Raw genomic sequence first — 24,171 nt, forward strand, 5'->3', positions numbered from 1 at the left:
GTGACCGACATCACCGTCCATCACCACCAGTTCGACATCGTCATCATCGGCGCGGGCGGCGCGGGCATGCGTGCCGCGATCGAAGCCGGCCCGAAGGCGAACACCGCGGTCATCTCGAAGCTGTACCCGACCCGCTCGCACACCGGTGCGGCGCAGGGCGGCATGGCGGCCGCGCTCGCGAACGTCGAAGAGGACTCGTGGGAGTGGCACACGTTCGACACGATCAAGGGCGGTGACTACCTGGTCGACCAAGACGCCGCCGAGATCCTCGCGAAGGAAGCCATCGACGCGGTCATCGACCTCGAGAACATGGGCCTGCCGTTCAACCGCACCCCAGAGGGCAAGATCGACCAGCGTCGCTTCGGCGGCCACACCCGCGACCACGGCAAGTCCCCCGTCCGCCGGGCCTGCTACGCCGCCGACCGCACCGGCCACATGATCCTGCAGACGCTGTTCCAGAACTGCGTGAAGCTCGGCGTGAACTTCTTCAACGAGTTCTACGCGCTCGACCTCATCATGGTGGACGTCGTCGGCGAGGACGGCGTCACCCGCAAGCAGCCCGCCGGCGTCGTGGCGTTCGAGCTCGCGACCGGCGAGCTGCACGTCTTCCACGCCAAGGCGATGATCTTCGCCACCGGCGGCTTCGGCAAGATGTACAAGACGACGTCCAACGCGCACACCCTCACCGGTGACGGCGTCGGCATCGTGTGGCGGACGGGTCTGCCGCTCGAGGACATGGAGTTCTTCCAGTTCCACCCGACCGGGCTCGCCGGACTCGGCATCCTGCTGACCGAGGGCGCCCGCGGCGAGGGCGCGATCCTCCGCAACGCCTCTGGTGAGCGCTTCATGGAGCGCTACGCCCCCACCATCAAGGACCTCGCCCCACGCGACATCGTGGCGAGGTGCATGGTGCAGGAAGTGGCGGAGGGCCGGGGCGCCGGCCCGAACAAGGACTACGTGCTGCTCGACTGCACGCACCTCGGTGCCGAGGTCCTCGAGACCAAGCTCCCGGACATCACCGAGTTCGCCCGCACCTACCTCGGCGTCGACCCCGTGACCGAGCCGGTGCCCGTGATGCCGACCGCGCACTACGCGATGGGCGGCATCCCGACGAACACCAACGCCGAGGTCCTGTCCGACAACGACCACGTCGTGCCGGGCATGTACGCCGCCGGCGAATGCGCGTGCGTCTCCGTGCACGGGTCGAACCGTCTCGGCACCAACTCGCTCCTCGACATCAACGTGTTCGGCAAGCGGTCCGGCAACAACGCTGCCGAGTGGGTCAAGACGGCGGAGTTCCTGCCCCTGCCCGAGGACCCGGCCGCGAACGTCCGCGGCATGCTCGAACAGCTCCGCGCCTCCACCGGCACCGAACGCGTCGCCGCGCTCCGCAAGGAGCTGCAGGAGGAGATGGACAAGAACGCGCAGGTGTTCCGCACCGACGAGTCGCTCGCACGCGTCACCGAGACCATCCACACGCTGCGCAACCGGTACATGAACGTCGCCGTGCAGGACAAGGGCAAGCGTTTCAACACCGACCTGCTCGAGGCCGTCGAACTCGGGTTCCTGCTCGACCTCGCCGAGGTCGTCGTCTACTCGGCACGCAACCGCAAGGAGTCCCGCGGCGGCCACATGCGCGACGACTACCCGAAGCGCGACGACGAGAACTACATGCAGCACACCATGGCGTACCTGACGGGCGACCCGCACTCGTCACTCGCCGACGACCACATCACGCTCGACTGGAAGCCCGTCGTCGTGACGCGGTACGAGCCGATGGAGAGGAAGTACTGATGACCGACGCCCTGGTCTCCGACGCCCCCCGCACCGACGCGGCGACAGCACCTCCCGGGTCGTTCCCCGTCACGATCATCGTCCGGCGCTTCGACCCGGACGTCGACGACGAGCCGCGGTGGCAGGACTTCGACGTCATGATGCTGCCGACCGACCGCATCCTCGACGCGCTGCACCAGATCAAGTGGGAGCAGGACGGGTCACTGACCTTCCGCCGCTCCTGCGCGCACGGCGTGTGCGGCTCCGACGCGATGCGCATCAACGGGCGCAACCGTCTGGCGTGCAAGACCCTCATCAAGGACCTCGACGTGTCGAAGCCGATCTACGTCGAGGCGATCAAGGGCCTGCCGCTCGAGAAGGACCTCGTCGTCGACATGGAGCCGTTCTTCAAGTCCTTCCGAGAGGTCCAGCCGTTCCTGCAGGCGAACTCCACGCCGGAGAAGGGCAAGGAGCGCGTACAGTCCGTCGCCGACCGTGCCCGCTTCGACGACACCACGAAGTGCATCCTCTGCGCAGCGTGCACGTCGTCCTGCCCGGTGTTCTGGACCGACGGCCAGTACTTCGGTCCGGCCGCGATCGTCAACGCGCACCGCTTCATCTTCGACTCGCGCGACGACGCGGCCGACGTGCGCCTCGACATCCTCAACGACAAGGAAGGCGTCTGGCGCTGCCGCACGACCTTCAACTGCACCGACGCCTGCCCCCGCGGCATCCAGGTCACCAAGGCGATCTCGGAGGTCAAGCAGGCGGTCATGCGTGGTCGGGCATAGGTCCGTCGCGGCACCAGGATCGGCAGAGGTCAGACCACTAGGCTCCCGCTCATGACGTTCGCGGACACCCGCCCCATCCTCGACCAGCTCGGCTACACGATCCGCTACGTGCAGCTCCCCGGAGAGACACTGCACGAGCCTCCAGTGGAGGGTGCGCTGCGCCTCGTGCCGGCCGATGGCGCGGACACCTTCGCGCTCGAGGTCGTCGACTACGGCACCGCGCGACGTCTGGCGACGGCTCGCGGCGAGTCGGACGCGGTCGAGATGCTCCGCCGGTTCCTGAACCGTCCGTTCCCCGCGCCGCGCGACATCCAGCGGCACGAGCTCGACGGCCTCCGCGACCGCGCAGCGTCGACGTACCCGCAGCTCGCGCAGCAGGTGTCGCAGGCGGGCCCGGACGGCCTCACCATCCAGATCCCGGCGGGTGTCCCGGTCGACCGCATCGGCGGTCCGGACGGGTACCTGCTGCACCCGCTCGACACCCCGATGCCGTCGCGGTCGCTCCCCCCGCACGTCACGGCGGCACCCGAGGTGCACCGCTACGTCGTCGACCGTCCGTTCCTGGTGTCCGTCCGGTTCGTGCAGCCGTGGTTCGAGCAGCCGGGTGGCGCGCTCCGCTTCCAGATCGCCGACCCGACCACGACCATCCGCGACCTCGTCGTCGACGGGTCCCTGGTCCGCGTCCGCGCGGTCTGACGCCTCCCCACGACGAAGCAGGGCCCCGGCACACGCTGGGGCCCTGCTTCGTGGTCTGACCGGTCAGCCGCGACCGGGCTGGTCGAACCGCTGCCCCTCGGGCTTCGACGGCAGGATCGCCAGGATGATGAGGATGATCCCGCCGACACCGGGGATGAACCCGAGGAACCAGAACGGTCCGGCGAGGTTCGCGTCGTGCAGACGGCGCCAGAACAGCGCGATGGTCGGCACGATGATCGCGAGGAACCAGATCGTCGCGATGATCCCGACGATGACGTAGAGCGCCGAGGGGCTCTGCATCGTCGACACGGTGCTGTAGCCGTTCGACACGGTGGTCATCTGCGACGTCGCGGCGCCCACTCCGAGCAGAATGCCGAGCACGATGCTGATGATGCCGTTCGCGAGGTACCACCACCAGAACTCGCTGCGGCTCGCACGACCGTCGAACCGGGCGTACTTCTTGAAGAACCGGCGGACGGCTCCCCCGAAGGAGATCCCGTACCACGGTGCCCACAGTGGCGGCTCGCCATCAGGCCCCGTCGGTGCGGGCGCACCGTACTGCGGCGTGTGTCCGGGCTGCTGCCCGTACGGATTGTCGGACGGGTACTGATCGGTCATGGTGGACCCCCTGGGTGTCGGCTGATACTCCTGTCAGAGTCAATCAGAACGGCACCCGTCCGTCCGAAGAAGTCTCGACTACCGCTGGTCGGGCCGGTCGTACTGCGCACCGGCCGGGTTCGGCTCGAGGCAGCCGAACACGATCCCGGCGAATCCGGCGGCGAACGAGATGAGCCAGAACGGGCCGGCGAGGTTCGCGTCGTGGACCCGGCGCCACCCGAGGGCGAGGCTCGGCACGATCGTCCCGAGTCCCCAGATCCCCCAGAGGAAGAGGAGTCCGAACGCCCAGAACGGCGGCGCCCCGGTCGTGTGGCTGTACCCGTACTGGTCCGTCGTGCTGTTCGCGACGCTCCACGTGATGAGCGCAGCGATGAACCCGCCGTAGAGCACGACCGTCACGATCGCGTTGGCGAGGAGCCACCACCAGAACTCGCTCCGGCTGGCGCGGCCGTCGAACCGCGCGTACTTCGTGAAGAAGCGCTTGATCGCACCGAGGAACCCGATGCCGTAGTGCGGCGCCCAGAGCGGGGGCGTGCCGCCGGGGCCGGTGGGGATCGGTGGGAACGTCGGGTACGGCTGCGCGTACTGGGGCTGCCCGTACGGCTGCTGCGATTGCTGCCCCTGCTGGCCGCCGTACTGCGGCTGGCCGCCGTAGTGCGGCTGGCCGCCGTAGTGCGGCTGGCCGCCGTACTGCGGCTGGTTGCCGAACTGCGGCTGACCGCCGTCCTGCGGCTGGCCCCACTGCGGCCGGCCCTGCTGCCCGCCGTGCCCCGGCTGCTGGCCGGACGGCCCCTGCTGCCCCTGCGTCGGATCGGTGTTGCTCACACTGTCCCCTGTCGTGCGTCGATCGGTGTCCGGCCCCGAGCGGGTCGGGTCAGCCGCGGTCCGGTCGGTCGTACTGCTGTCCCTGCGGGTTCGTCCCGAGCAGCCCGACGATGAGCGAGAACAGGACACCGATCGGCGGGATGATGAAGAGCAGCGCGAACAGGCCGCTGAGGTTCACGTCGTGCAGGCGACGGACGGTCAGCGCGATGAACCCGAGCGCGCACGCCAGTGCCCACAGGCTGCTCAGCCCGTCGTCCGCGTTGTCGATGAACGGCAGCGCGTTGAGGATGCCCCCGACGATGCCGGTCGCCACGTTGCCGAGGACGTACCAGAGCGCCCAGAACCAGAACTCGCTGCGGCTGGCGCGTCCGTCGAAGCGGACGTACTTCTTCCAGAACCGCAGGAAGGCCTGCGGGAACGGGATCCCGTACCAGGGCGCCCACAGCGGCGGCTGGCCCGAGGTCGGCTGCTGGCCGTACGGATTCTGCCCGTACGGGTTCTGGTTCGGCTGGCCGTACGGCGGATACTGATCGCTCACACCGCGATCCTGGCACATCCTCAGGGAACGAGTGCGAGCTTCCCACCCGGGTGCCCGGACTCCAGCAGTTCGGCGGCTTCGCGCGCCGACGCCAACGGGAACGTCCGCGCGACCAGCACGTCGAGCTGCCCGGCTCCGGCGAGGTCGACCAGCCGCTGCCGGACGGAGTCCCGGAACGCCTTGCTCTCCGGCTGGGCACCGCCGACCGCCGGGAACCCGTCCGCCGCCGCCCTGGCCTGCGCGGCGATCGTGACGATGCGGCTCCGGTCGGCGACGAGTGCCAGTGAGACGTCCACGGCCTCGTCGGTCCCGACACAGTCGATCGCGACGTCGACCCCGGTCGGGGCGGCCTCGCGCACACGGTCCTCGAGCCCGTCACCGTACGGCACCCACTCGCCGCCGTACCGCCGGACGGTCGCTGCTCCACGCTCCGACGCGGTGCCGAGCACCCGGGCGCCGAGCGGACGGAGCAGCTGCAGGACACTGAGCCCGACGGCACCCGAGGCGCCGTGCACGAGCACCGTGTCGTTGCCGGAGGCGCGGGTGACCCGGATCACGTCGGCCGCCGTGGCCCCGGCGAGCAGCAGGTTCGCAGCCTCCGGGAACCCGAGCGATGCCGGCTTCCGGAAGACGTCGACCGCGGGCACCGTGAGCGATGCCGTCCACCCGCCGGCGATGCGGAAGGCCAGGACCTCGTCGCCGACCACGAACGACACGTCGGGTCCGACGGCGGAGACGACCCCGGCGACCTCGTAGCCGATCGGCATCGGGTACGCGGAGGGCTCGCCTCCGCGGGTGTGCTTCGTGTCGGCGGGGTTCATGCCAGCGGCGCGCACCTCGATCGTGACCTCGCCGGGTCCCGGCGCCGGGACCTCCACGTCGATCGCTTCCAGGACCTCGCTGCCGCCGGGACGCGGCGCCACCCACTGTGTCGTCATGTCCCGGACGGTACCCGCGCGTGCCGAGCATCGAACCGACCTCGCAGGCTCGGCCGGCGCTGGCGCCGCGCGCCGCTGGCGCGTCGCAACATGCGGAGCGCGCGCCGGAGGCCCGGTGCCAACTGGCACCGGGCCTCCAGTCCGCGCGTGGCTAGGAGCGCGCGACGCGCACGCGGTCCGCGAACGCCGCGTGCAGCGGGTGTTCCGCACCCAGACCCGTGATCTCGGTCACGACGTCGGCATCCGACTTGTCGGATGCGAGCAGCGCCTGCAGCTCGACGCTCTGCTCGTCGTCGGGGACGTCGAAACGGAGCGCAGCACCCATCGCGTCGAGGAGCGCGACCGGCTCGGTGCCGTCCTCCGCGAGTGCCGCTGCCGGCGAGACGAAGCGCTCGTCGCGCGAGAGCTTGCGGAGCGGCTGCCGACCGACGCGGGTGACCGTGTCCGGCAGGTGCGGGTTCTCGAACCGACCGATGATCGCCTGGACGTAGGCGCGGTGCACCTCTGGGTCGATCTCGTGGCGACGGACGAGGAGGTCGCTCGTCTCGGCGAGCACCGACTCGAGCTCGGACCGGACCGCGGGGATCGCGATGGCGTCGGAGATCTTGTCCGCTCCCGCGAGGAACCCGTGGTACGCGACCGTGGCGTGCCCGGTGTTCACCGTGAAGAGCTTGCGCTCGATCGACGCCGCGAGGCCGTCGACGTAGTGCACGCCGGGGATCTCCGGCTCGGAGCCCCCGAACGGCGTGCGGTCGATGGCCCACTCGAAGTACGTCTCGACGGTGACGTCGAGGCCGGCGCCCTCCGGCTGGGCCGGGACGATGCGGTCGACGGCGGTGTTCGCGAAGACGGCCTTCGCGAGTGCCTGGTCGCGGGTGTCCGACGGCAGTGCGTCGACGATGAACTCGCGGAGGCGGTCGGTCGCGTTGATGGCGTTCTCGCACGCCATCACGGCGATCGGCGCGGCGTCGGCCGGTCGTGCCTGCAGCGCCGCGGCGATCACGGGGGCGATGAACTTCAGGACGTTCGGACCGACGGCGCAGGTGACGATGTCGGCCGCCGCGATCTCGGCGACCACGGCTGCTTCGTCCTGGGCGCTGTTCAGTGCACGGAAGTCCGTGACCTCGTGGTCACGGGCACCGGCACCGACCTCGTGCACGGTGTAGGAGTCGGCGGCGGCCAGGGCGTCGATCAGCGGCGCGGCGACGTCGGCGAAGACGACCTCGTAGCCGGCCTCGTGCAGGAGCAGCCCGACGAAGCCACGGCCGATGTTCCCCGCGCCGAAGTGGACGGCGGTGCGCTGGTCGGTCACTCGTTGACCTCGCCGAGGATGGCCAGGATCGCGGCGACGTCGGGCGCGTCCGTGAGCGCCTGGACCTGGTCCTCGTCGGAGAACACGATCGCGATCTTGGACAGGATGTCGAGGTGCTCGTTGTTCACCCCGGCGATGCCGACGACGAAGCGCACCTCGTTGCCGTCCCAGTCGATCGGGGCCGCGTAGCGGATGAACGACAGCGCGGACGACTTGATGGCGTCCTTCGCGTCGTTGGTGCCGTGCGGGATGGCGAGGAAGTTGCCCATGTACGTCGAGACGCTCTTCTCGCGCTCGAGCATCGCCGGGTAGTACTCACCGGTGACCGCGCCTGCAGCCTCGAGGATCTCGGCCGCCTCCTTCATCGCTTCCGACTTGGTCGGAGCGGTGTCCTCGGCGTGGATGCGGATCTGGCTCTCCTGCAGGACGGGCATGGGTGTTCTCCTTGCTTCGTGGACGTGGTGGAGGGGGCAGGCCGTGGCCCACCCCCTCCGATACTGCACTGCGTTACTGGTTCTTGAGCTGTTCGACGACCTGGTCGTACTGCGGCGCGTTCATGAAGTTGCCGACCGACACGTGCTGTGCGTTCGGGGTCTTCTGCTTGGCGCGGTCCGTCAGCTCTTCCTGCGTGATGACGAGGTCCTCGTCGCCGGACAGGTTCGCGATGGCCTTGTTGACGACGGTGACGCCCTCGATGCCGGCCTTCTTGATCTTGTTGCGGAGGACGCTCGCACCCATCGCACTCGAGCCCATGCCGGCGTCGCAGGCGAACACCACGTTCTCGACCCGGGTCGCGGTCGTGGTGCCGCCGACGGCAGCTGCCTCGTCGGCGTTCGCCGGGGCGTTGCCGCCGAAGAGACCGGCGGTCGCCGCGTTGGCGTCACGGCCCTTGGTTGCCTGCATCTTGTCGAACGCCGCCGCCATGTCGCCGCCGCCGGACGCGAGGTCGCGCTTGCGGGTGGCGATGAGGAAGAACGACGCCACGGCGAAGGACACCGCTGCGGAGAAGAGGACGGACAGGATGACGCCCACGAAGCTGTCCTTCGCGGTCGCACCGAGCACGGCGAAGATCGACCCGGGCGATGCGGGAGCGACGAGGCCGGAGTGGAACGCCACGTTGGTCGCGACACCCGTTGCACCACCGAGGATCACGGCGATGAACAGGACCGGCTTCTGCAGCACGTACGGGAAGTAGATCTCGTGGATGCCGCCGAAGAACTGGATGATGATCGCGCCGGGAGCGGTCGAGCGGGCGATGCCGACACCGAAGAACGTGAAGGCGAGCAGGATGCCGAGACCGGGGCCGGGGTTCGCCTCGAGGAGGAACAGGATGGACTTCCCGGACGCCTGCACCTGCTGCGCACCGAGTTGGTCGAGCACACCGTGGTTGATCGCGTTGTTGAGGAAGAACACCTTCGCCGGCTCGATGATGACGCTCGCGAGCGGCAGCAGCGAGTGCTGGACGAGGAAGTTCACCGCGGCACCGAGCCCCTCGGCGATCAGCTTGAACAGCGGGGCGAGCCAGAAGAACCCGATCATCGCGAGCACGAAGCCGAGGATGCCGGCCGCGTAGTTGTTCACGAGCATCTCGAAGCCCGGCTTGATCTTGCCGTCCCAGATCTTGTCGATCTGCTTGATGAGGTACGCGCCGAGCGGCCCGCAGATCATCGCGCCGAGGATCATCGTGGTGCCGTTGGCGCCGATGATGACGCCCATCGTCATGATCGAGCCGACGACGGCGCCGCGGGTCTCGTAGACCATCCGGCCACCCTGGATCGCGATCGCGAGCGGGATGAGGTAGGTCAGGATCGGACCGACGAGGCCGATGTTGGCCACGCCGTTCGTCTCGCCGAACCCGCCGAGGATGCCCACGGGGGTCCAGCCGGTCTCGATGAAGAAGGCGGTGATGATGCCCCACGCGATGAAGATCGCGATGTTGGGCATGACCATGCCGGAGAGGAACGTGCCGAACTTCTGAACGGCGACGCGTGCGCCGCCCCGCGACTTCGCGGGGGCGTCGGGCGCTGCAACGGACGACGTTGTCATGTGCGGTGACTTTCTGTGTGGTGGTGCTGCTGCTGTGTCAGGGAAGGGGTGGTGCTGGGTGGGCTCAGACGGCGTGCGCGGCCGCGGCGGCGGACTTGGCTGCTGCCGCCGTGGACGCGGCGAGTGCCGCCTGGGCCATCTCGCGGGCCTCGTCGAGGGTGTGCTTGCCGAGTTCGGCACGCACGTCGGCGAGGGCTGCGGGGGTCATGGAGAGGGTGGTGGCGCCGAGTCCGACGAGGACGACGGCGAGGAGCGGGTCGGCGGCGGCCTCGCCGCAGATGCCGACGGGCTTCGACGCGCTGACACCGGCGGTGCCGAGCTGCGCGACGAGACGGAGGACGGCGGGGTGCCAGGGGTCCTGGTAGCTCGCGACGGTGCCGAGCATGCGGTCGGCGGCCATCGTGTACTGGGTCAGGTCGTTCGTGCCGATCGACACGAAGTCCGCCGACTGGAACACCTGCTCGGCCATCAGCGCGAGCGAGGGCACCTCGGCCATCACGCCGGCGGTCCTGATCCCGAGTTCACGGGCGAGGTCGACGAAGTACTCGGTCTCCTCGGCGTCGGCGACCATCGGGGCCATCACCCAGAGGTCGGCCTCGGTCTCGGCGTCGGCCTGCGCGAGCGCGGTGAGCTGGTCGCGGAGCACCTCGGGGTGGTTCCGGAGCGCACGGAGCCCGCGGCGTCCGAGCGCCGGGTTCTCCTCGTCCTTGTCGGTGAGGAACGGCAGCGGCTTGTCGGCGCCGGCGTCGAGCGCACGGACGACGACCTTCTTGCCGGGGAACGCGGCGAGGAGCTGCTTGTACGACTCCTTCTGCTCGTCGACCGTCGGGGCCTTCGGGGAGTCGAGGAAGAGGAACTCGGTGCGGAAGAGCCCCACGCCCTCCGCACCGAGAGCGACGGCGCCGGCGGCGTCTGCCGGGCTCCCGAGGTTGGCGAGGAGCGGCACGACGTGGCCGTCGGCGAGGGCACCAGCGGTGAGGGGCGCTGCGGCGGCGGCGAGGCGGTCGGCGATGCGCTGCTCGACGTCGGCGACAAGTTCGGCGGACGGCTCGGTGACGACGGTACCGGCAGCGGCGTCGACGACGACCGTCTGGCCGTCGGCGAGGTCGTCGGCGCCGGTCACGCCGACGATCGCGGTGATGCCCTTGGCGCGGGCGAGGATCGCGGTGTGCGAGGTCGGGCCGCCGTCACGCGTGACGAGGGCGAGGACCTTGTCGAGGTCGAGGAGTGCGGTGTCGGCAGGGGCGAGGTCGCGGGCGACGAGCACGAAGGGGGTGTCCGACTCGGGGACGCCGGGTGCGTGCACGCCCCGGAGCTTGGCAATGATGCGCTGGGCGACGTCGTCGAGGTCCGTCGCGCGCTCCCCCATGTAGCCGCCCATCGAGACGAGCAGGTCGCGGAACTGGCCGAACGCCTCGAACACCGCACGCTCGGCGTTGGTGCCGCCGTCGATGCGGGTGTGCACGTCGTCGAGGAGCGTCGGGTCCTGCGCCATGAGCGCCTGCGCCTCGAGCACGGCCTGGGCGTCGCCACCGGCGAGCTGTCCGCGCTTGGTGAGGTCCTCCGCCACCGCGGCGAGCGCTTCGTGCACCGCCTGCTTCGCGTCGTCCGCCGAGCCCTCGAGCGCCGTGGTCGACGGTTCGCCGAGCGGGTCCGCCATCCGGAGCACGGGGCCGTGGGCAACGCCGCGGCCGACGCCGGTTCCGAGCAGTTCGGACATTCGAGACTCCTTCATCTCACGCGCGCTTGCGGTGGGGGCCGGTGGTTCTGGTCGTTCTGGTGGTCCTGGTGGTTCGGTGCACAGCGGCACGAACGGACCACGCCCGTGCGGCTTGGCAGCACACTACATCGATCCGCGTTGACAAACAAACACATCCGGGGATAAAAATGCACAAACAGATGCCCGTTTCGGTCTGAGCCGCCCCCAGTTCGGGCGTCGATCCCGACGAACACCGCCGTCCGTGCCCGTTCTGATCCGTTCGGGCCGGACCGGACCGTTCCACCCGACACCCTCACGAGACACCGAGGTCCGATGTACGCACCAGAGCGCCACCAGCGCATCGTCGAGCAGGCGCGCGCCAACGGCCGGGTCGACGTCAAGGACCTCGCCGAGCTGCTCGAGGTCACACCGGAGACGATCCGGCGTGACCTGACGTCGCTCGAGCGTCGCGGCCTCGTCCGCCGCGCCCACGGTGGTGCGATCCCCGTCGAGCGGATCACGCTGCACCCCGGTGTCGGCGATCGCGGCGGCATCAACCAGGCCGAGAAGATGGTCATCGCCGAGGCCGCGCTCGAGGAACTGCCGGAGAACGGCTCGATCATGATCGACGCCGGCACGTCGACGATCTGCCTCGCCGAGATGCTCCCCACCGACCGCGGCCTGACCGTCGTCACGCACTCGCTCCCCGTCGCGATGGCCGTCGCCAACCGCCCGGGGATCGACCTGCACCTGCTCGGCGGCAACATCCGCAGCGACTCCCTGGCCGGGGTCGGCACCTGGACGCACCAGCTCATCGGCATGGTGAGCGTCGACGTCGCCTTCATCAGCATCAACGGCATCACCCCGGAGCGCGGCCTCACGACCCACAACATGGCGGAGGCCGCCGTGAAGAGCGCCATGATCAAGTCGGCCCGCCGGAGCATCCTGCTCGCCGACCACACGAAGTTCGGCCGGGAGGAGTTCGGTCGCGTCGCCCCACTGGCCGCGATCGACACGATCATCACCGACCCAGCCGTCAACCTGGACCTCGTCCGCGAGGTCGAGGCAGCAGGCACCGAGGTCTTCTGGCCCGGCCGTCCCTGACCGCCCGCCCGGTTCCGTCCACCCCCTGCTCGCTACCATGAGCGCACCACCCATCGACTAGGAGTTCATCGATGTCCGAAGCCACCCGCACCGTCACCGTCGCCAGCGGATCCGGTCTGCACGCCCGTCCCGCGTCGCTCTTCGTCCAGACCGTCACCGCGTCGGGTCACCAGGTCACGATCGCCAAGGGCGACAAGTCCGCGAACGCCGGCAGCATCCTCGGGCTCCTCGGGCTCGGCGTCGAGAACGGCGACGAGGTCACGCTCACCGTGTCCGGCGACGACGCCGAGACGACTGCGGACAGCCTGGTCGAGTTCCTGAAGACGGACCACGACGCGGCCTGATCGCGCGCGTCGCGACCACGTCCTGACGGGAGGCACGGTGCCGGCTGGCACCGTGCCTCCCGTCTTTCCTGGTCGCGTCCAGGGCTGTCGGCGGCCGCCGATAAGGTGGTCTGCATGACACGCCTGCGCCTCGCATCCGTCAACGTGAACGGCGTCCGCGCCGCGTTCCGCAAGGGCATGGGCGACTGGCTCGACGGGCGGGGCGTCGACGTCCTCGCCCTGCAGGAAGTCCGCGCATCGACCGACGACCTCACCGCGCTCCTCGGCGACGGGTGGGACATCGTGCACGACCCCGCCTCGGCGAAGGGCCGCGCGGGCGTCGCGATCGCGTCACGGCACACGGCGCACATCCACCGCGTCGAGCTCGGACCGTCGGAGTTCGACTCCGCCGGTCGCTGGCTCGAAGCCGACTACGAGATCGACGGCACCCTCGTGACCGTCGTGTCGACGTACGTGCACTCGGGCGAGGTCGGCACCGAGAAGCAGGACGAGAAGTGGAAGTTCCTCGACGCGATGACCGAGCGACTGCCGGAACTCCGCGAGCACAACCCGCTCGCGGTCGTCGTCGGTGACCTCAACGTCGGTCACGACGAGCGCGACATCAAGAACTGGAAGGGCAACGTCAAGCGTGCCGGCTTCCTGCCCAGGGAGCGCGCGTACTTCAGCCGCTTCTTCGGCGCCGACGGCGAGCAGGTCGAGGGCGCTGACGGATCGACGGGCACCGGCCTCGGCTGGGTCGACGTCGGTCGTGACCAGGCCGGCGACGTCGACGGTCCGTACACGTGGTGGTCCTGGCGCGGTCAGGCCTTCGACAACGACACCGGGTGGCGCATCGACTACCAGATGGCCACGCCCGACCTCGCCGCGAAGGTGAGCTCCTACACGGTCGACCGCGCCGCGGCGTACGACCAGCGATGGTCCGACCACGCCCCCGTGGTCGTCGACTACGAGCTCTGACTCCCCACCCTCTTCCAGCAGTACAGGAACACCACCATGACCACGACCCGCATCTTCTCGGGTATCCAGCCGTCCGCCGGCTCGCTGCACCTCGGCAACTACATCGGCGCCCTCATGCAGTGGAGGGACCTGCAGGACGACCACGACGCGATCTACTGCGTCGTCGACATGCACGCCATCACGAGCCCGCAGGACCCGGCCGAGCTCCGCGCGAGCACCCGTGCCACCGCTGCGCAGTACATCGCATCGGGCATCGACCCGTCGAAATCGACCCTCTTCGTGCAGTCCCACGTGCCCGCGCACGCCGAGCTCGCGTGGGTGCTGAACACCCTCACGGGCTTCGGTGAGGCGAGCCGCATGACCCAGTTCAAGGACAAGTCGGCGCGCCAGGGGACCGAGGCAGCGTCGGTGGGGCTCTTCACCTACCCCGTCCTGATGGCCGCGGACATCCTGCTCTACGACACCGCCGTGGTGCCGGTCGGTGACGACCAGCGGCAGCACGTCGAGCTGACCCGCGACCTGGCGAACCGGTTCAACTCGCGGTTCGGCGACACCTTCGTGGTACCGAAGGCACAGATCGGCACCGAGTCGGCCCGCATCTACGACCTGCAGGACCCGACGAGCAAGATGAGCAAGTCGGCCGCGTCGGACAACGGTCTCATCCGCCTGCTCGACGACCCGAAGCGCACGGCCAAGAAGATCAAGTCCGCGGTGACCGACACCGAACGCGAGATCCGGGCCGACCGTGCCGCCAAGCCGGGTGTCACGAACCTGCTCGCGATCCTGTCGGCGTTCACGCGCACCCCGGTCGCCGAGCTCGAGTCGTCGTTCGCCGGACGGGGCTACGGCGACCTGAAGGGCGAGGTCGCGGACGCGGTGGTCGCCGAGCTCGAACCGGTGCGCGCCCGCACGCTCGAGCTCCTCGACGACCCGGCGGAGCTCGACCGCCTGCTCGCCGTCGGCGCCGAGCGTGCCGAGTCCATCGCCGATGCGACCCTGGCGCGCGTGTACGACCGCATCGGCTTCGTCCCGCGCGTCCGGCGCTGACCGTGTTCCCCGTCACGCTGGCGTCCGAGCGCGTCCGGCTCGACCTCCCCACCCGGGCGGACACCGTCGCGATCACCGAGGCGTGCCAGGACCCGGACGTCATCCGCTGGACGACGATCCCCACGCCGTACCGGCCGCAGGACGCGAACGCCTTCATCGACGCGCTCGTGGGGCCGGGGTGGGCGTCCGACCGCGAGTACACGTGGGCGATCCGGCAGCCGGGCTCCACCTGGCTCGTCGGCGTCATCTCGTACCGCACCCAGCGCCGCGACCTCGGCTTCTGGCTCGCCCCGTCCGCGCGCGGCCACGGACTCGTGCACGAAGCGGTCACGCTCGTCGTGGACTGGGCGTTCGACCGAGGCGCCCCCGACGTGTACTGGGAGTGCTACGAGGGCAACGTGGCATCGGCGAGCGTCGCACGGCGTGCCGGTTTCTCGTACACGGGTACCGGCGACGCCGTGATCCCGAACCGCGACGGCACGCCCGCCTCGGCCTGGAAGGGGCTCCGTCGCGCGGACGGCACGCCCGCGTCCGACCTCGCCTGGCCCGCCGAGTCGTTCGCGGCCGCCCGGTAGTCTCGGACCGTGGACGGCAGCGCACCGACGACTCCCGACCCGGCCCCGTCGGCATCGCCGGCAGAGGTCCGGGCGATGCGCCGCGGGCTCGAACTGGCAGCGCTCGGCCCCGTGCTCGGCGACCACGCCCGGGTGGGCGCCGTCGTGCTCTCCCCCGCCGGCGAGGTGCTCGCAGAGGGCTGGCACAAGGGTGCCGGGACGCCGCACGCCGAGGTCGACGCGATGGCGAAGCTCCGACCCGAGCAGCTCCGCGGGGCGACCATCGTCGTGACGCTCGAGCCGTGCAACCACACCGGACGGACCGGCCCGTGCTCCGTGGCGCTGATCGAGGCCGGCGTGGGGCGCGTCGTGTACGCGATCGACGACCCCGGAGCGGACGTGCACGGCGGTGCCGACCGGCTGCGAGCCGCCGGTGTCGACGTCGTGTCGGGCGTCCTGGCGGACGAGGCCTCCGCGTTCCTCGAACGCTGGCTCGCATCGGTCCGCCGGGGACGCCCGTGGGTGACCGTGAAGTGGGCGTCGAGTCTGGACGGCCGGGCAGCAGCAGCCGACGGCACGAGCAAGTGGATCACGGGAGCGGCCGCCCGCCAGCACGTGCACGAGCAGCGCGCCTCGCACGACGCGATCGTCGTCGGGACGGGCACCGTGCTCGCCGACGACGCGTCCCTGACGGCACGCGGCGACGCCGGCGAACTCCTCGCCGACCAGCCCCTCGCGGTCGTCCTCGGCGACCGCCCCGTCCCCGCTGACGCCGCCGTCCGACGCCACCCCCGCGGCTTCGTGCAGCTGCCAGGACACGACCTCGATGCGGCGCTCCGTGCGCTCGGCGACCGTGGTGTCCGCACGGTCTTCGTCGAGGGCGGCCCGACCGTCGCGTCGGCCTTCATCGCCGCCGGACTCGCCGACGAGTACCTCGTCTACGTCGCGCCGGTCCTGCTCGGCGGCCCCCGTGTTGCGCTCGGTGACGTCGGTGTGGGAAGCATGAACGAACGTCTGCGGTTGGACGTACTATCGACAACCAGCCTCGGCCCTGACCTGCTGGTGCGTGCACGTCCGTCCGGTCGCGACCCTGAGCGACGCCGCCACGACGACCACACGAACGACGGGGCCCGTAACGACCGGAGTACCCCATGACCGACGCGCTGACCTCCCCCACCCCCGGGAGTCCGGTCCAGTTCGAGGTGTCCACGAACGTCCCGACGAGCCACGGCACCTTCGAGATGCGCGCGTACCGCGACCTGGTGACCGGTGCCGAGCACGTGGCGATCATCGGTGCGCTGCCCGACGGCTCCGCACCGACCGACGGCGCGCTCGTGCGGGTGCACTCGGAGTGCCTGACCGGAGAGGCATTCGGTTCGCTGAAGTGCGAGTGCGGTCCGCAGCTCGACGCCGCCCTCGACACGATCGCCGCGGAAGGCGGCGTCGTGGTCTATCTGCGCGGCCACGAAGGTCGCGGGATCGGACTCGTCAACAAGCTGAAGGCCTACCGGCTGCAGGAAGACGGCCTCGACACGCTCGACGCCAACCTGGCGCTCGGTCTCCCCGCGGACTCCCGCGAGTACGGCGGTGCCGCCGGCATCCTCACCGACCTCGGCATCGGCCGGGTGCGGCTGCTGTCGAACAACCCGGAGAAGCGTCGTCAGCTCGAAGAGCACGGCATCACGGTCGACACACTGGTCCCCCTGGTCGTCGGTGTCTCGGCGCAGAACGCCGGGTACCTGGACACCAAGCGCGACCGCATGGGCCACGAACTCCCCGGACACCTGCAGGTCGGCGCACACAACTGACACTGGGATACCAGCTCCTCGGCGGATTCGCAGGTTGCCGACATCCGTCGTACACTGAGGTCTCCCGTCACAAGCGGTACACCACCAACCGAACGCACCCGGTCGAACACCAGCGCCACCTGCGCGAACCGATCGGTGTTCGCAGTCCGGTACCGCTGCGTCGCCTGCACGACGCTCTGCTCGGAGTCCACACCGTCCCATGTCCGCCACATCGGCAGCACCAGCACCAGCACCCGCCACGAACCCGCGTTCCCGCGTCGTCGTCGCGAGCCTCATCGGCACGTCCATCGAGTTCTACGACTTCTACGTCTACGCCACCGCCGCGGTCCTCGTCTTCCCGACCCTGTTCTTCCCGAACGAAGACCCCACCGCGTCGCAGCTGTCGTCGTTCGTGACGTTCGCGCTCGCGTTCTTCGCGCGTCCCGTCGGCTCGATCATCTTCGGCCACTTCGGTGACCGCATCGGCCGGAAGACCACCCTCGTCGCATCGTTGCTCGTGATGGGCACGGCGACGTTCCTGATCGGCTGCCTGCCGACGTTCGACTCGATCGGCATCTGGGCACCGGTCCTCCTCGCCGTGATGCGCTTCGCACAGGGTGTCGGCCTCGGTGGCGAGTGGTCCGGTGCGGCCCTGCTCGCGACCGAGAACGCCCCGAAGGGCAAGCGCGGCGTCTTCGGCTCGATGCCGCAGCTCGGCGCCCCGATCGGCTTCCTGCTCGCCAACGGCCTGTTCATCGCGATCAACGCCGCGATGCCCGCCGGCGCCGACGGAACCCCGAACCCCGACTTCCAGGCATGGGGCTGGCGTCTGCCGTTCCTGCTGTCGGCCGTGCTGGTGCTCGTCGGGCTGTACGTCCGCTTCCGGCTGGTCGAGTCGACGGTCTTCCGCGGCGTGCAGGAGTCCGGCACGGTCGCGAAGGTCCCGCTGGGCCGAGTGTTCCGCACCTCGTGGCGCGCACTCATCGTCGGCACGCTCGGCATGGTCGCCACCTACGTGCTCTTCTACTTCATGACGACCTTCACGCTGTCCTACGGCACCACCGGGTCGACCGCCTCGGCACTCGTCCCGAAGGTCGGCCTCGGCTACTCGCGCGGCGAGTTCCTGACGCTGCTGATGATCGGCGTGGTGTTCTTCGGCATCTTCACGCCGATCGCCGGGCTCCTCGCCGACAAGTTCGGCCGTCGGAAGACCCTCATCCCGACCACCATCGGCATCGCGCTCTTCGGTCTGACGTTCCAGTTCTGGTTCGCCGCCTCGACCGGCCCGATCACCGTCGTCACCTTCCTCATCGTCGGCCTGTCGCTGATGGGGCTGACGTTCGGCCCGATGGGCGCACTGCTCCCCGAGCTGTTCCCGACAAACGTCCGCTACACGGGTTCGGCGATCGCGTACAACGTCGCGTCGATCCTGGGCGCATCGCTCGCACCGACCATCGCGCTCGCGCTGTGGAAGCCCGACGGCAACATCTTCCTCGTCGGGCTGTACCTGACCATCGCAGCGGTCGTCACGCTCGTCGCGCTGCTCTTCATCCGCGAGACGAAGGGCGGGGACTTCGGCGACGGGGACGCACCGCGCGTCCACGCCGACCCGACCGCCTCGGACGGGCACGTGCACACGTCCGGCAGCCTCGCGCCGTAGACGCGACCATCGTCCGAGACGGGAGGCCCGGTGCCAGCTGGCACCGGGCCTCCCGTCCGTCTGCGCGCACGTTCCCACCCACAACGCGCGCAATGGAAAGCCGAATCGCGCGTAGGTGCGCGGAAAAACGGGCCAACTACGCGCGATTCGACCTCCTCCGCGCGATTCGACCACCCCACTCGCCCCCGCTCCCGCTCCCGCTCCCGCTCCCGCCCCGCCCCGCTCCCGAACGACAGCATCGCTGTCGTACGACAACGATGCTGTCGTTCCTTGCGCGCGCGGGATGTTGCAGACGCGTCGCAGCGACAAGGTCGTCGTCGTACGACAGCGACCTTGTCGTTCCGAGTCGATCCCGTCAGTCCGCCGAAGCCAGCAGCGCACCCTGAGCACCCACCGCCTCCCACACCCTGCGCGTCAACTCAGGTTGACAAGCACATCGCGTCAATGTAGGTTGACACGCATGGACCGGCCGACGATCACGAGCCTCGCGGCGGGGGCAGCGGGAGACGATCCGTTCTCCGCCCTCGCCAGCGTGCGCGAGCTCCGTCGCGAGCTCGACCGCACCGAGGAACTCGCCGCGCGACGCGCGAGGAACGCCGGCGCCTCGTGGCAGGAGATCGCGACGCTCCTCGGCGTGAGTCGTCAGGCAGTGCACAAGAAGTACGGCAGAAACTAGGAATCGATGAGCTCCCCCTTCGCCCGCCCGAAGAAGACCGACGGACCCCGCGCCACCTTCGGCCGCCTGCTGTCCTACCTGTTCGAGAACAAGCCCGCGATGGTCGTGATCATCGTGCTGAGCATCCTCGGCGCCGGGGCGTCACTCGCCCAGCCGTTGCTCGTGAACCAGGTCGTCACCGCGGTCCAGCACGGCAACACGCTGAGCATGCTCGTGTGGGCGCTCGTCGTGCTGGTGATCGTCGCCGGTGTACTCAACGGCGTCCAGCACTTCCTGCTGCAGAGCGCGGGTGAAGGCGTCGTCCTCTCGACCCGTCGCAAGCTGATCGCCCGCATCCTCAACCTGCCGATCTCCGAGTTCGACACCCGGCGCACCGGCGACCTCGTGTCCCGCGTCGGCAGCGACACGACCCTGCTCCGAGCGGTCCTCACGCAGGGACTCATCGAGTCCATCGGCGGGATGCTCACCTTCATCGGGGCGATCATCGCGATGGCGATCATCGACCCGCTGCTGCTCGGCATCACCGTCGCGATCGTCATCGTCGCGATCGTCGTGGTCGGTGGGCTGAGCCGCCGCATCCGCATCGCGTCGAAGCGCGCGCAGGAGAAGGTCGGCGACCTCACCGCCGCGGTCGAACGCGGCATCGGCGCCGTCCGGACCATCCGCGCCGCCGGCGCCACCGAGCGCGAGGTGCACGAGGTCGACGGCCACGCGACCGAGGCGTACAAGCGCGGCCTCGACATCGCGAAGATGTCCGCGTTCGTCGTGCCCGTCGCGAGCATCGTGATGCAGGTCGCGTTCATCGCCGTGCTCGGCGTCGGAGGCGCGCAGGTCGCCGCGGGGACGATCACGATCGCCACGCTGATCACGTTCATCCTGCTGCTCTTCATGATGATCATGCCGCTCGGCCAGGCGATGGGGGCAGCGGTCGCCGTCGCGCAGGCACTCGGCGCGCTCGGCCGGATCGAGGAGATCCTCCACCTGCCGACGGAGGACCAGGACGACGCCGCGGTACACCCCGCCGCCGCCATCGCGACCGACGACGCCATCACCTTCGAGCACGTGTCGTTCCGGTACGCCCGCTCCGCGGACGCGTCCGGTCCCGACGGCGCAGAAGCCGCCAACGGCCAGCCGGGAGGCCCGGATCGCCGCCGCGACGTCGCCGACGACGAGCAGGCGGTCCTGCACGGCGTGTCGTTCCGCGTGCCGCGCGGGTCGCGTGTCGCCCTCGTGGGCCCGTCCGGCGCCGGGAAGTCGACGACCCTGGCGCTGATCGAGCGCTTCTACGACCCGACCGAGGGCGTCATCCGTCTCGGCGGGATCGACGTCCGCGGGCTCGACCGCGACGAACTCCGCGCACAGATCGGGTACGTCGAACAGGACGCCCCCGTGCTCGCCGGCACCATCCGGGCGAATCTGCTGCTCGGGTCGCCGAACGCCAGCGAGGACGACTGCGTCCGTGTCCTCGAGGCCGTCAACCTCGGCGACGTGCTGCACCGCGACCCCCGTGGGCTCGACGCGCAGGTCGGCGAGGACGGCGTGATGCTCTCCGGTGGTGAGCGCCAGCGTCTGGCGATCGCCCGTGCGCTGCTCGCCGCTCCCCCGATCCTGTTGCTCGACGAGTCCACGTCGTCGCTCGACGGCGTGAACGAGCAGAAGATGCGCCTGGCGATCGACGCCGTCGCCGAGGACCGCACGCTGCTCGTCATCGCGCACCGCCTGTCCACCGTGGTCGACTCCGACGTCATCGTCGTGCTCGAGCACGGACGGGTCGTCGGGGTCGGGACGCACTCGGAGCTGGTCGAGTCCACGCCGCTGTACCGCGACCTGGCGAAGCACCAGCTCCTGGTCTGACTCAGCCGCGCGGCAACGCGGAGTCGAAGTCGTTGCCGGAGACGTCGACCACGATCCGGTGCTCGGGATTGCGCGAACAGACGGCGACAGGGAGCCACTTCGTCACCTCTTGCTTGGTGCGTCTGCCGTCCTGGTAGTGGTCGACCCACGTCTCCGGGATCTGCACGAACCGCATCGGACGCCCCGGGCACCGGTCGCAATCCGCGGCGAGGCGCAGCCGGTACGGGAACGTCCGCCCCGATTCGTCGCGGATCCCCGCCCAGGCGCGCCCCCACCGCTTCGGGAGCCGGAGCAGGTGTCGCCCGAGGAAGCGGACGATCGAGAACCCGCCGATCCCGATCGCGACGAGGAGCGCCGCCACGAGCACGCCGACCGGGACCGCGGGATCCATCGTCGGCGCCGAACTCAGTCCGTCGCGGAACTGCCCGACGAGTCTCGACACCGAGGTCGCTCCTGTGACGAACCCGATGATCGTCACGAGGCCGGAGACGATGCCGATCCAGGTGGATGTGATCGGGATGCGGGACGCCTTGGTGATCGTGAACTCGCGCTCCGGACCGCCGCCGTCGGCGAAGCCGGTGATCACGATCCCCGAGTTGCCGTCGCCGATGTGGATGCCCCCACCGGCGACGACAGGACCGTGGGCATCACCCCCGACGTTGACCTGCTGCCCGCTGCCGTTCTCGTTCCGGGACGTGTTCCCAGGACCATCGACCATGTCGACCCCTCCGTGACTGTGGTGGTGATGTTTCAGTCAACGGTAGACCAGGCCACCGACATCCCACGAACCGATCAGTCGAGGACGGGCCATCCCGCCGGGGTCAGAGCTGCGCGCCTCCGGGGTTCGCGAGCCCCTCGTCCATGTCGCTGGGTTCGACGTGACCGCCGGCGGCCGCGATCTCCGCGAGTGCCGCCTCGCTGCGCGCCGGGTCCACGCCGACGACGAGGTCGGTGTAGACACCGACGTCGAGGCCCGCGTGGACACCGTCGAGGGCGGTGGCCCGGACGCAGTGGTCGGTCGCGATGCCGACGATGTCGATGGCGTGCACCTTGCGGTCGTAGAGCAGGTCGGTGAGGTCCTCGCCGGACTCGGTCGTGCCCTCGAACGCTGAGTACGCGGGCGCTCCCTGCCCCTTCACGACGTGGACGTCGATGGGTGCGGTGTCGAGTTCCGAGTGGTAGTCGGCACCCGGCGTCCCGGCGACGCAGTGCACCGGCCAGGTCGTCTCGAAGTCGGGCTCGCCGCCCACCGCGAAGTGGCCGCCGTTGTCGTCGTCCCCGTGGTGCCAGTCGCGCGACCCGACGATGAGGTCGTACTCGTCGGCGTGCCGGCCGAGGAACGCCGTGATGCGTGCGGCGACCTCCGCACCGCCGACGACGCCGAGCGCGCCGCCCTCGGTGAAGTCGTTCTGCACGTCCACCACGAGGAGAGCCCTGGTCATGGGCCCATCCAACACCAGGTCGATCATGAGTTGGTGAGCTTGTTCCCGCAGGAGTAGGCGGCAGCGGTGACCGCATCGAGGGCGGGCAGCGCGGCCGCGCGGGAGGACCCGATGGCGTAGAACGCGAACGTCAGCTTCGTCCCGTCGGCCGCGTCGATGTACCCGCCGAGCGTGTTCGCGCTGTCGATCCACCCGGTCTTGGCGTGCACCTTGCCGCGCGCGACGGCGTTCGCCCCCGTGAAGCGGCTGGACAACGTGCCCGACTGCCCGGACACCGGCAGTGCCTGGGCGAGCGTCCCCAGGCCCTTCGCCCCGGCCGCGACCTGGACCATCAGGTGCGCCACGAAGTTCGGCGAGACGGCGTTCGACGCGCTCTCGCCGGAGCCGTCCTTGATGACGATGCCGGCTGGGTCGACGCCGTACGACGCGAGGGCCTTCTGGTAGACGCCGGTCAGGGACGCCGCAGACCCGTCTGAACCGGACTCCTTCGACGAGATCCGCGCGAGCATCTCGGCGAGGGTGTTGTCCGAGTTCGGGATCATCTGGCCGATGAGGGTCGACACCGGCTGCGACGACACCTGCGCGATGGTGCTCTGGCTGGTGGTCGCGCGCTTCACGATCTGGGCGTTCGCGGCACCGACGACGCCGGCGTTCGCCAGGGCCGTCCGGAACGCCGCACCTGCACGCCCGACCGGGTCCTCGGAGCGGGGCGAGGTCGCGGCGCCCGGGTTCGCGCGATCGCCGTCGACCATCAGCGCGGTGACCTCCGGCTGGTACCCGATCGTCCGCTCGCTGACGGGCCACGTCGGGTCCCAGGCGTCGGCGTCGTTCCAGTAGGTGTCGTCGGTGACGATCGTCGAGACCGCGGTGTCGCCGAGCTTCGTCTTCACCTGCTGCGCGAGCTGGGCCAGGGTCGGGGCGCCCGGGTACACCGTCGCGCCGCCCGCCGAGAGCGTCGCGTCGCCGTGTCCGACGAGTGCGATCGTGCCGCTGCCCTCGTCGGTGACCGTCGTCGGGATCGTGTGGTCGCCGCCGAGCACGGCCAGCGCGGTCGCGGTCGTGAGCGTCTTCATGACGCTGCCGGTCTGCGCGGCGGTGTCGCCGTTCTTGGAGAAGAGCATCTCCCCGGTGGAGGCGTTCATCACGTAGCCCTCGAAGTTCCCGAGACCGGCGGCGGACGCCGGGCCGGCGATCGAGCAGGTCCGGAGCGCAGACGGCCCGGGGGCGTCGGACGGCACCGTACGGGGTGCCACCGTCGGGGTCGGCGTCGTGCTCGCCGTCGGCGTCGCGGAGCTGCTCGTCGTCCCCCCGGCCGACGGCGCCCTGGACGCCGATCCGGTCGGAGCGGTCGCCGCGGCGACCGCGACGGCACCGCCGGAGCCGAGCACCAGGACGGCGGCGAGGCCACCGATCGCCCACGGCAGGGGCTTCTGCGCGATCGACCCGCGGATCGCGGTGAACACGCCGCGGAGGCGGTCGGGGACGGACTCGTGCTCGGACATCGGGACCG

The 24,171-nt window shown here is 70.0% G+C and carries 23 protein-coding genes and 1 pseudogene; 13 read left to right on the top strand and 11 right to left on the bottom strand.

All coding sequences use genetic code 11. From position 1 onward, the window contains the following. The 3 genes from sdhA to QK288_RS14790 are packed head-to-tail and all read left to right on the top strand — an operon-like array spanning position 1 to position 3,260. The gene (sdhA, locus tag QK288_RS14780; protein ID WP_281265040.1) at positions 1–1,794 is read left to right on the top strand and encodes a succinate dehydrogenase flavoprotein subunit; all 1,794 of its coding nucleotides are present in this window, start codon (positions 1–3) and stop codon (positions 1,792–1,794) included. Beyond that, entirely contained in the window at positions 1,794–2,564 is a 771-nt protein-coding gene (locus QK288_RS14785) for a succinate dehydrogenase iron-sulfur subunit (protein WP_281265041.1), read from the top strand. The genes sdhA and QK288_RS14785 overlap by 1 nt, the downstream gene beginning before the upstream one ends. Before the next feature lie 51 nt (positions 2,565–2,615). Further along, positions 2,616–3,260, top strand: a complete 645-nt coding sequence (locus QK288_RS14790) for a TNT domain-containing protein (protein WP_281265042.1) — start codon at positions 2,616–2,618, stop codon at positions 3,258–3,260. A gap of 63 nt (positions 3,261–3,323) precedes the next feature. On the opposite strand, the gene QK288_RS14795 is transcribed toward QK288_RS14790, so the two are convergent. The 8 genes from QK288_RS14795 to ptsP form a co-directional block, all read right to left on the bottom strand. Beyond that, on the bottom strand, positions 3,324–3,878 hold the full coding sequence (locus tag QK288_RS14795; protein WP_281265043.1) for a DUF805 domain-containing protein: 555 nt from the start codon (positions 3,876–3,878) through the stop codon (positions 3,324–3,326). 78 nt (positions 3,879–3,956) lie between these two features. Continuing rightward, positions 3,957–4,703 (bottom strand): DUF805 domain-containing protein, encoded by a 747-nt coding sequence (locus tag QK288_RS14800; RefSeq protein ID WP_281265044.1) that lies wholly within the window; start codon positions 4,701–4,703, stop codon positions 3,957–3,959. A gap of 49 nt (positions 4,704–4,752) precedes the next feature. Beyond that, positions 4,753–5,241 carry a DUF805 domain-containing protein gene (locus QK288_RS14805; RefSeq protein ID WP_281265045.1) on the bottom strand — a complete coding sequence of 163 codons (489 nt, stop codon included), beginning with the start codon at positions 5,239–5,241 and terminating at the stop codon, positions 4,753–4,755. Between the two features lie 20 nt (positions 5,242–5,261). Continuing rightward, complete coding sequence (locus tag QK288_RS14810) at positions 5,262–6,179, bottom strand: NADP-dependent oxidoreductase (RefSeq protein ID WP_281265046.1); 918 nt, start codon at positions 6,177–6,179, stop codon at positions 5,262–5,264. Between the two features lie 151 nt (positions 6,180–6,330). After that, positions 6,331–7,491, bottom strand: coding sequence for a mannitol-1-phosphate 5-dehydrogenase (locus tag QK288_RS14815; protein ID WP_281265047.1), 1,161 nt, complete (start codon positions 7,489–7,491; stop codon positions 6,331–6,333). Further along, positions 7,488–7,925 (bottom strand): PTS sugar transporter subunit IIA, encoded by a 438-nt coding sequence (locus QK288_RS14820; protein WP_281265048.1) that lies wholly within the window; start codon positions 7,923–7,925, stop codon positions 7,488–7,490. Before QK288_RS14820 ends, QK288_RS14815 begins: the two co-directional genes overlap by 4 nt. Before the next feature lie 73 nt (positions 7,926–7,998). After that, a complete protein-coding gene (locus QK288_RS14825; RefSeq protein WP_281265049.1) occupies positions 7,999–9,537 on the bottom strand; it encodes a PTS mannitol transporter subunit IICB in 1,539 nt (512 codons plus the stop codon). A gap of 64 nt (positions 9,538–9,601) precedes the next feature. Further along, a complete protein-coding gene (ptsP, locus tag QK288_RS14830) occupies positions 9,602–11,257 on the bottom strand; it encodes a phosphoenolpyruvate--protein phosphotransferase (protein WP_281265050.1) in 1,656 nt (551 codons plus the stop codon). A gap of 312 nt (positions 11,258–11,569) precedes the next feature. Here ptsP and QK288_RS14835 point away from each other — a divergent pair, with 312 nt between their 5' ends. From QK288_RS14835 to QK288_RS14880, 10 genes and pseudogenes are all read left to right on the top strand, one after another. Next, a complete protein-coding gene (locus QK288_RS14835) occupies positions 11,570–12,340 on the top strand; it encodes a DeoR/GlpR family DNA-binding transcription regulator (protein ID WP_281265051.1) in 771 nt (256 codons plus the stop codon). A gap of 71 nt (positions 12,341–12,411) precedes the next feature. Continuing rightward, complete coding sequence (locus tag QK288_RS14840; RefSeq protein ID WP_111106577.1) at positions 12,412–12,684, top strand: HPr family phosphocarrier protein; 273 nt, start codon at positions 12,412–12,414, stop codon at positions 12,682–12,684. Positions 12,685–12,798: 114 nt separating this feature from the next. Further along, positions 12,799–13,641, top strand: coding sequence for an exodeoxyribonuclease III (locus QK288_RS14845; protein WP_281265052.1), 843 nt, complete (start codon positions 12,799–12,801; stop codon positions 13,639–13,641). Positions 13,642–13,677: 36 nt separating this feature from the next. After that, a complete protein-coding gene (gene trpS / locus QK288_RS14850; RefSeq protein ID WP_281265053.1) occupies positions 13,678–14,688 on the top strand; it encodes a tryptophan--tRNA ligase in 1,011 nt (336 codons plus the stop codon). Between the two features lie 2 nt (positions 14,689–14,690). After that, positions 14,691–15,263, top strand: a complete 573-nt coding sequence (locus QK288_RS14855; protein WP_281265054.1) for a GNAT family N-acetyltransferase — start codon at positions 14,691–14,693, stop codon at positions 15,261–15,263. Positions 15,264–15,338: 75 nt separating this feature from the next. Then, the gene (gene ribD / locus QK288_RS14860; protein ID WP_281267606.1) at positions 15,339–16,397 is read left to right on the top strand and encodes a bifunctional diaminohydroxyphosphoribosylaminopyrimidine deaminase/5-amino-6-(5-phosphoribosylamino)uracil reductase RibD; all 1,059 of its coding nucleotides are present in this window, start codon (positions 15,339–15,341) and stop codon (positions 16,395–16,397) included. A 29-nt stretch (positions 16,398–16,426) separates the two neighbouring features. Further along, positions 16,427–17,050: pseudogene (ribA, locus tag QK288_RS14865) on the top strand (GTP cyclohydrolase II); the annotation flags it as partial. Positions 17,051–17,249: 199 nt separating this feature from the next. Next, the gene (locus QK288_RS14870) at positions 17,250–18,689 is read left to right on the top strand and encodes an MFS transporter (protein ID WP_281265055.1); all 1,440 of its coding nucleotides are present in this window, start codon (positions 17,250–17,252) and stop codon (positions 18,687–18,689) included. Positions 18,690–19,149: 460 nt separating this feature from the next. Then, positions 19,150–19,365, top strand: a complete 216-nt coding sequence (locus QK288_RS14875; protein WP_022907338.1) for a hypothetical protein — start codon at positions 19,150–19,152, stop codon at positions 19,363–19,365. 6 nt (positions 19,366–19,371) lie between these two features. Continuing rightward, positions 19,372–21,219: an ABC transporter ATP-binding protein gene (locus tag QK288_RS14880; RefSeq protein WP_281265056.1), complete on the top strand. Its 1,848-nt coding sequence runs from the start codon at positions 19,372–19,374 to the stop codon at positions 21,217–21,219. A 1-nt stretch (position 21,220) separates the two neighbouring features. Here the strand turns inward: QK288_RS14880 and QK288_RS14885 are convergent, their stop codons facing one another. From QK288_RS14885 to dacB, 3 genes are all read right to left on the bottom strand, one after another. After that, positions 21,221–21,937: a hypothetical protein gene (locus QK288_RS14885; protein ID WP_281265057.1), complete on the bottom strand. Its 717-nt coding sequence runs from the start codon at positions 21,935–21,937 to the stop codon at positions 21,221–21,223. 103 nt (positions 21,938–22,040) lie between these two features. After that, the gene (locus tag QK288_RS14890; protein WP_281265058.1) at positions 22,041–22,661 is read right to left on the bottom strand and encodes an isochorismatase family protein; all 621 of its coding nucleotides are present in this window, start codon (positions 22,659–22,661) and stop codon (positions 22,041–22,043) included. A gap of 23 nt (positions 22,662–22,684) precedes the next feature. After that, a complete protein-coding gene (dacB, locus tag QK288_RS14895) occupies positions 22,685–24,163 on the bottom strand; it encodes a D-alanyl-D-alanine carboxypeptidase/D-alanyl-D-alanine-endopeptidase (RefSeq protein WP_281265059.1) in 1,479 nt (492 codons plus the stop codon). Positions 24,164–24,171 lie beyond the last annotated feature (8 nt).

Origin of the sequence: Curtobacterium sp. 9128 (assembly GCF_900086645.1) — a bacterium.
Lineage (GTDB): Bacteria > Actinomycetota > Actinomycetes > Actinomycetales > Microbacteriaceae > Curtobacterium.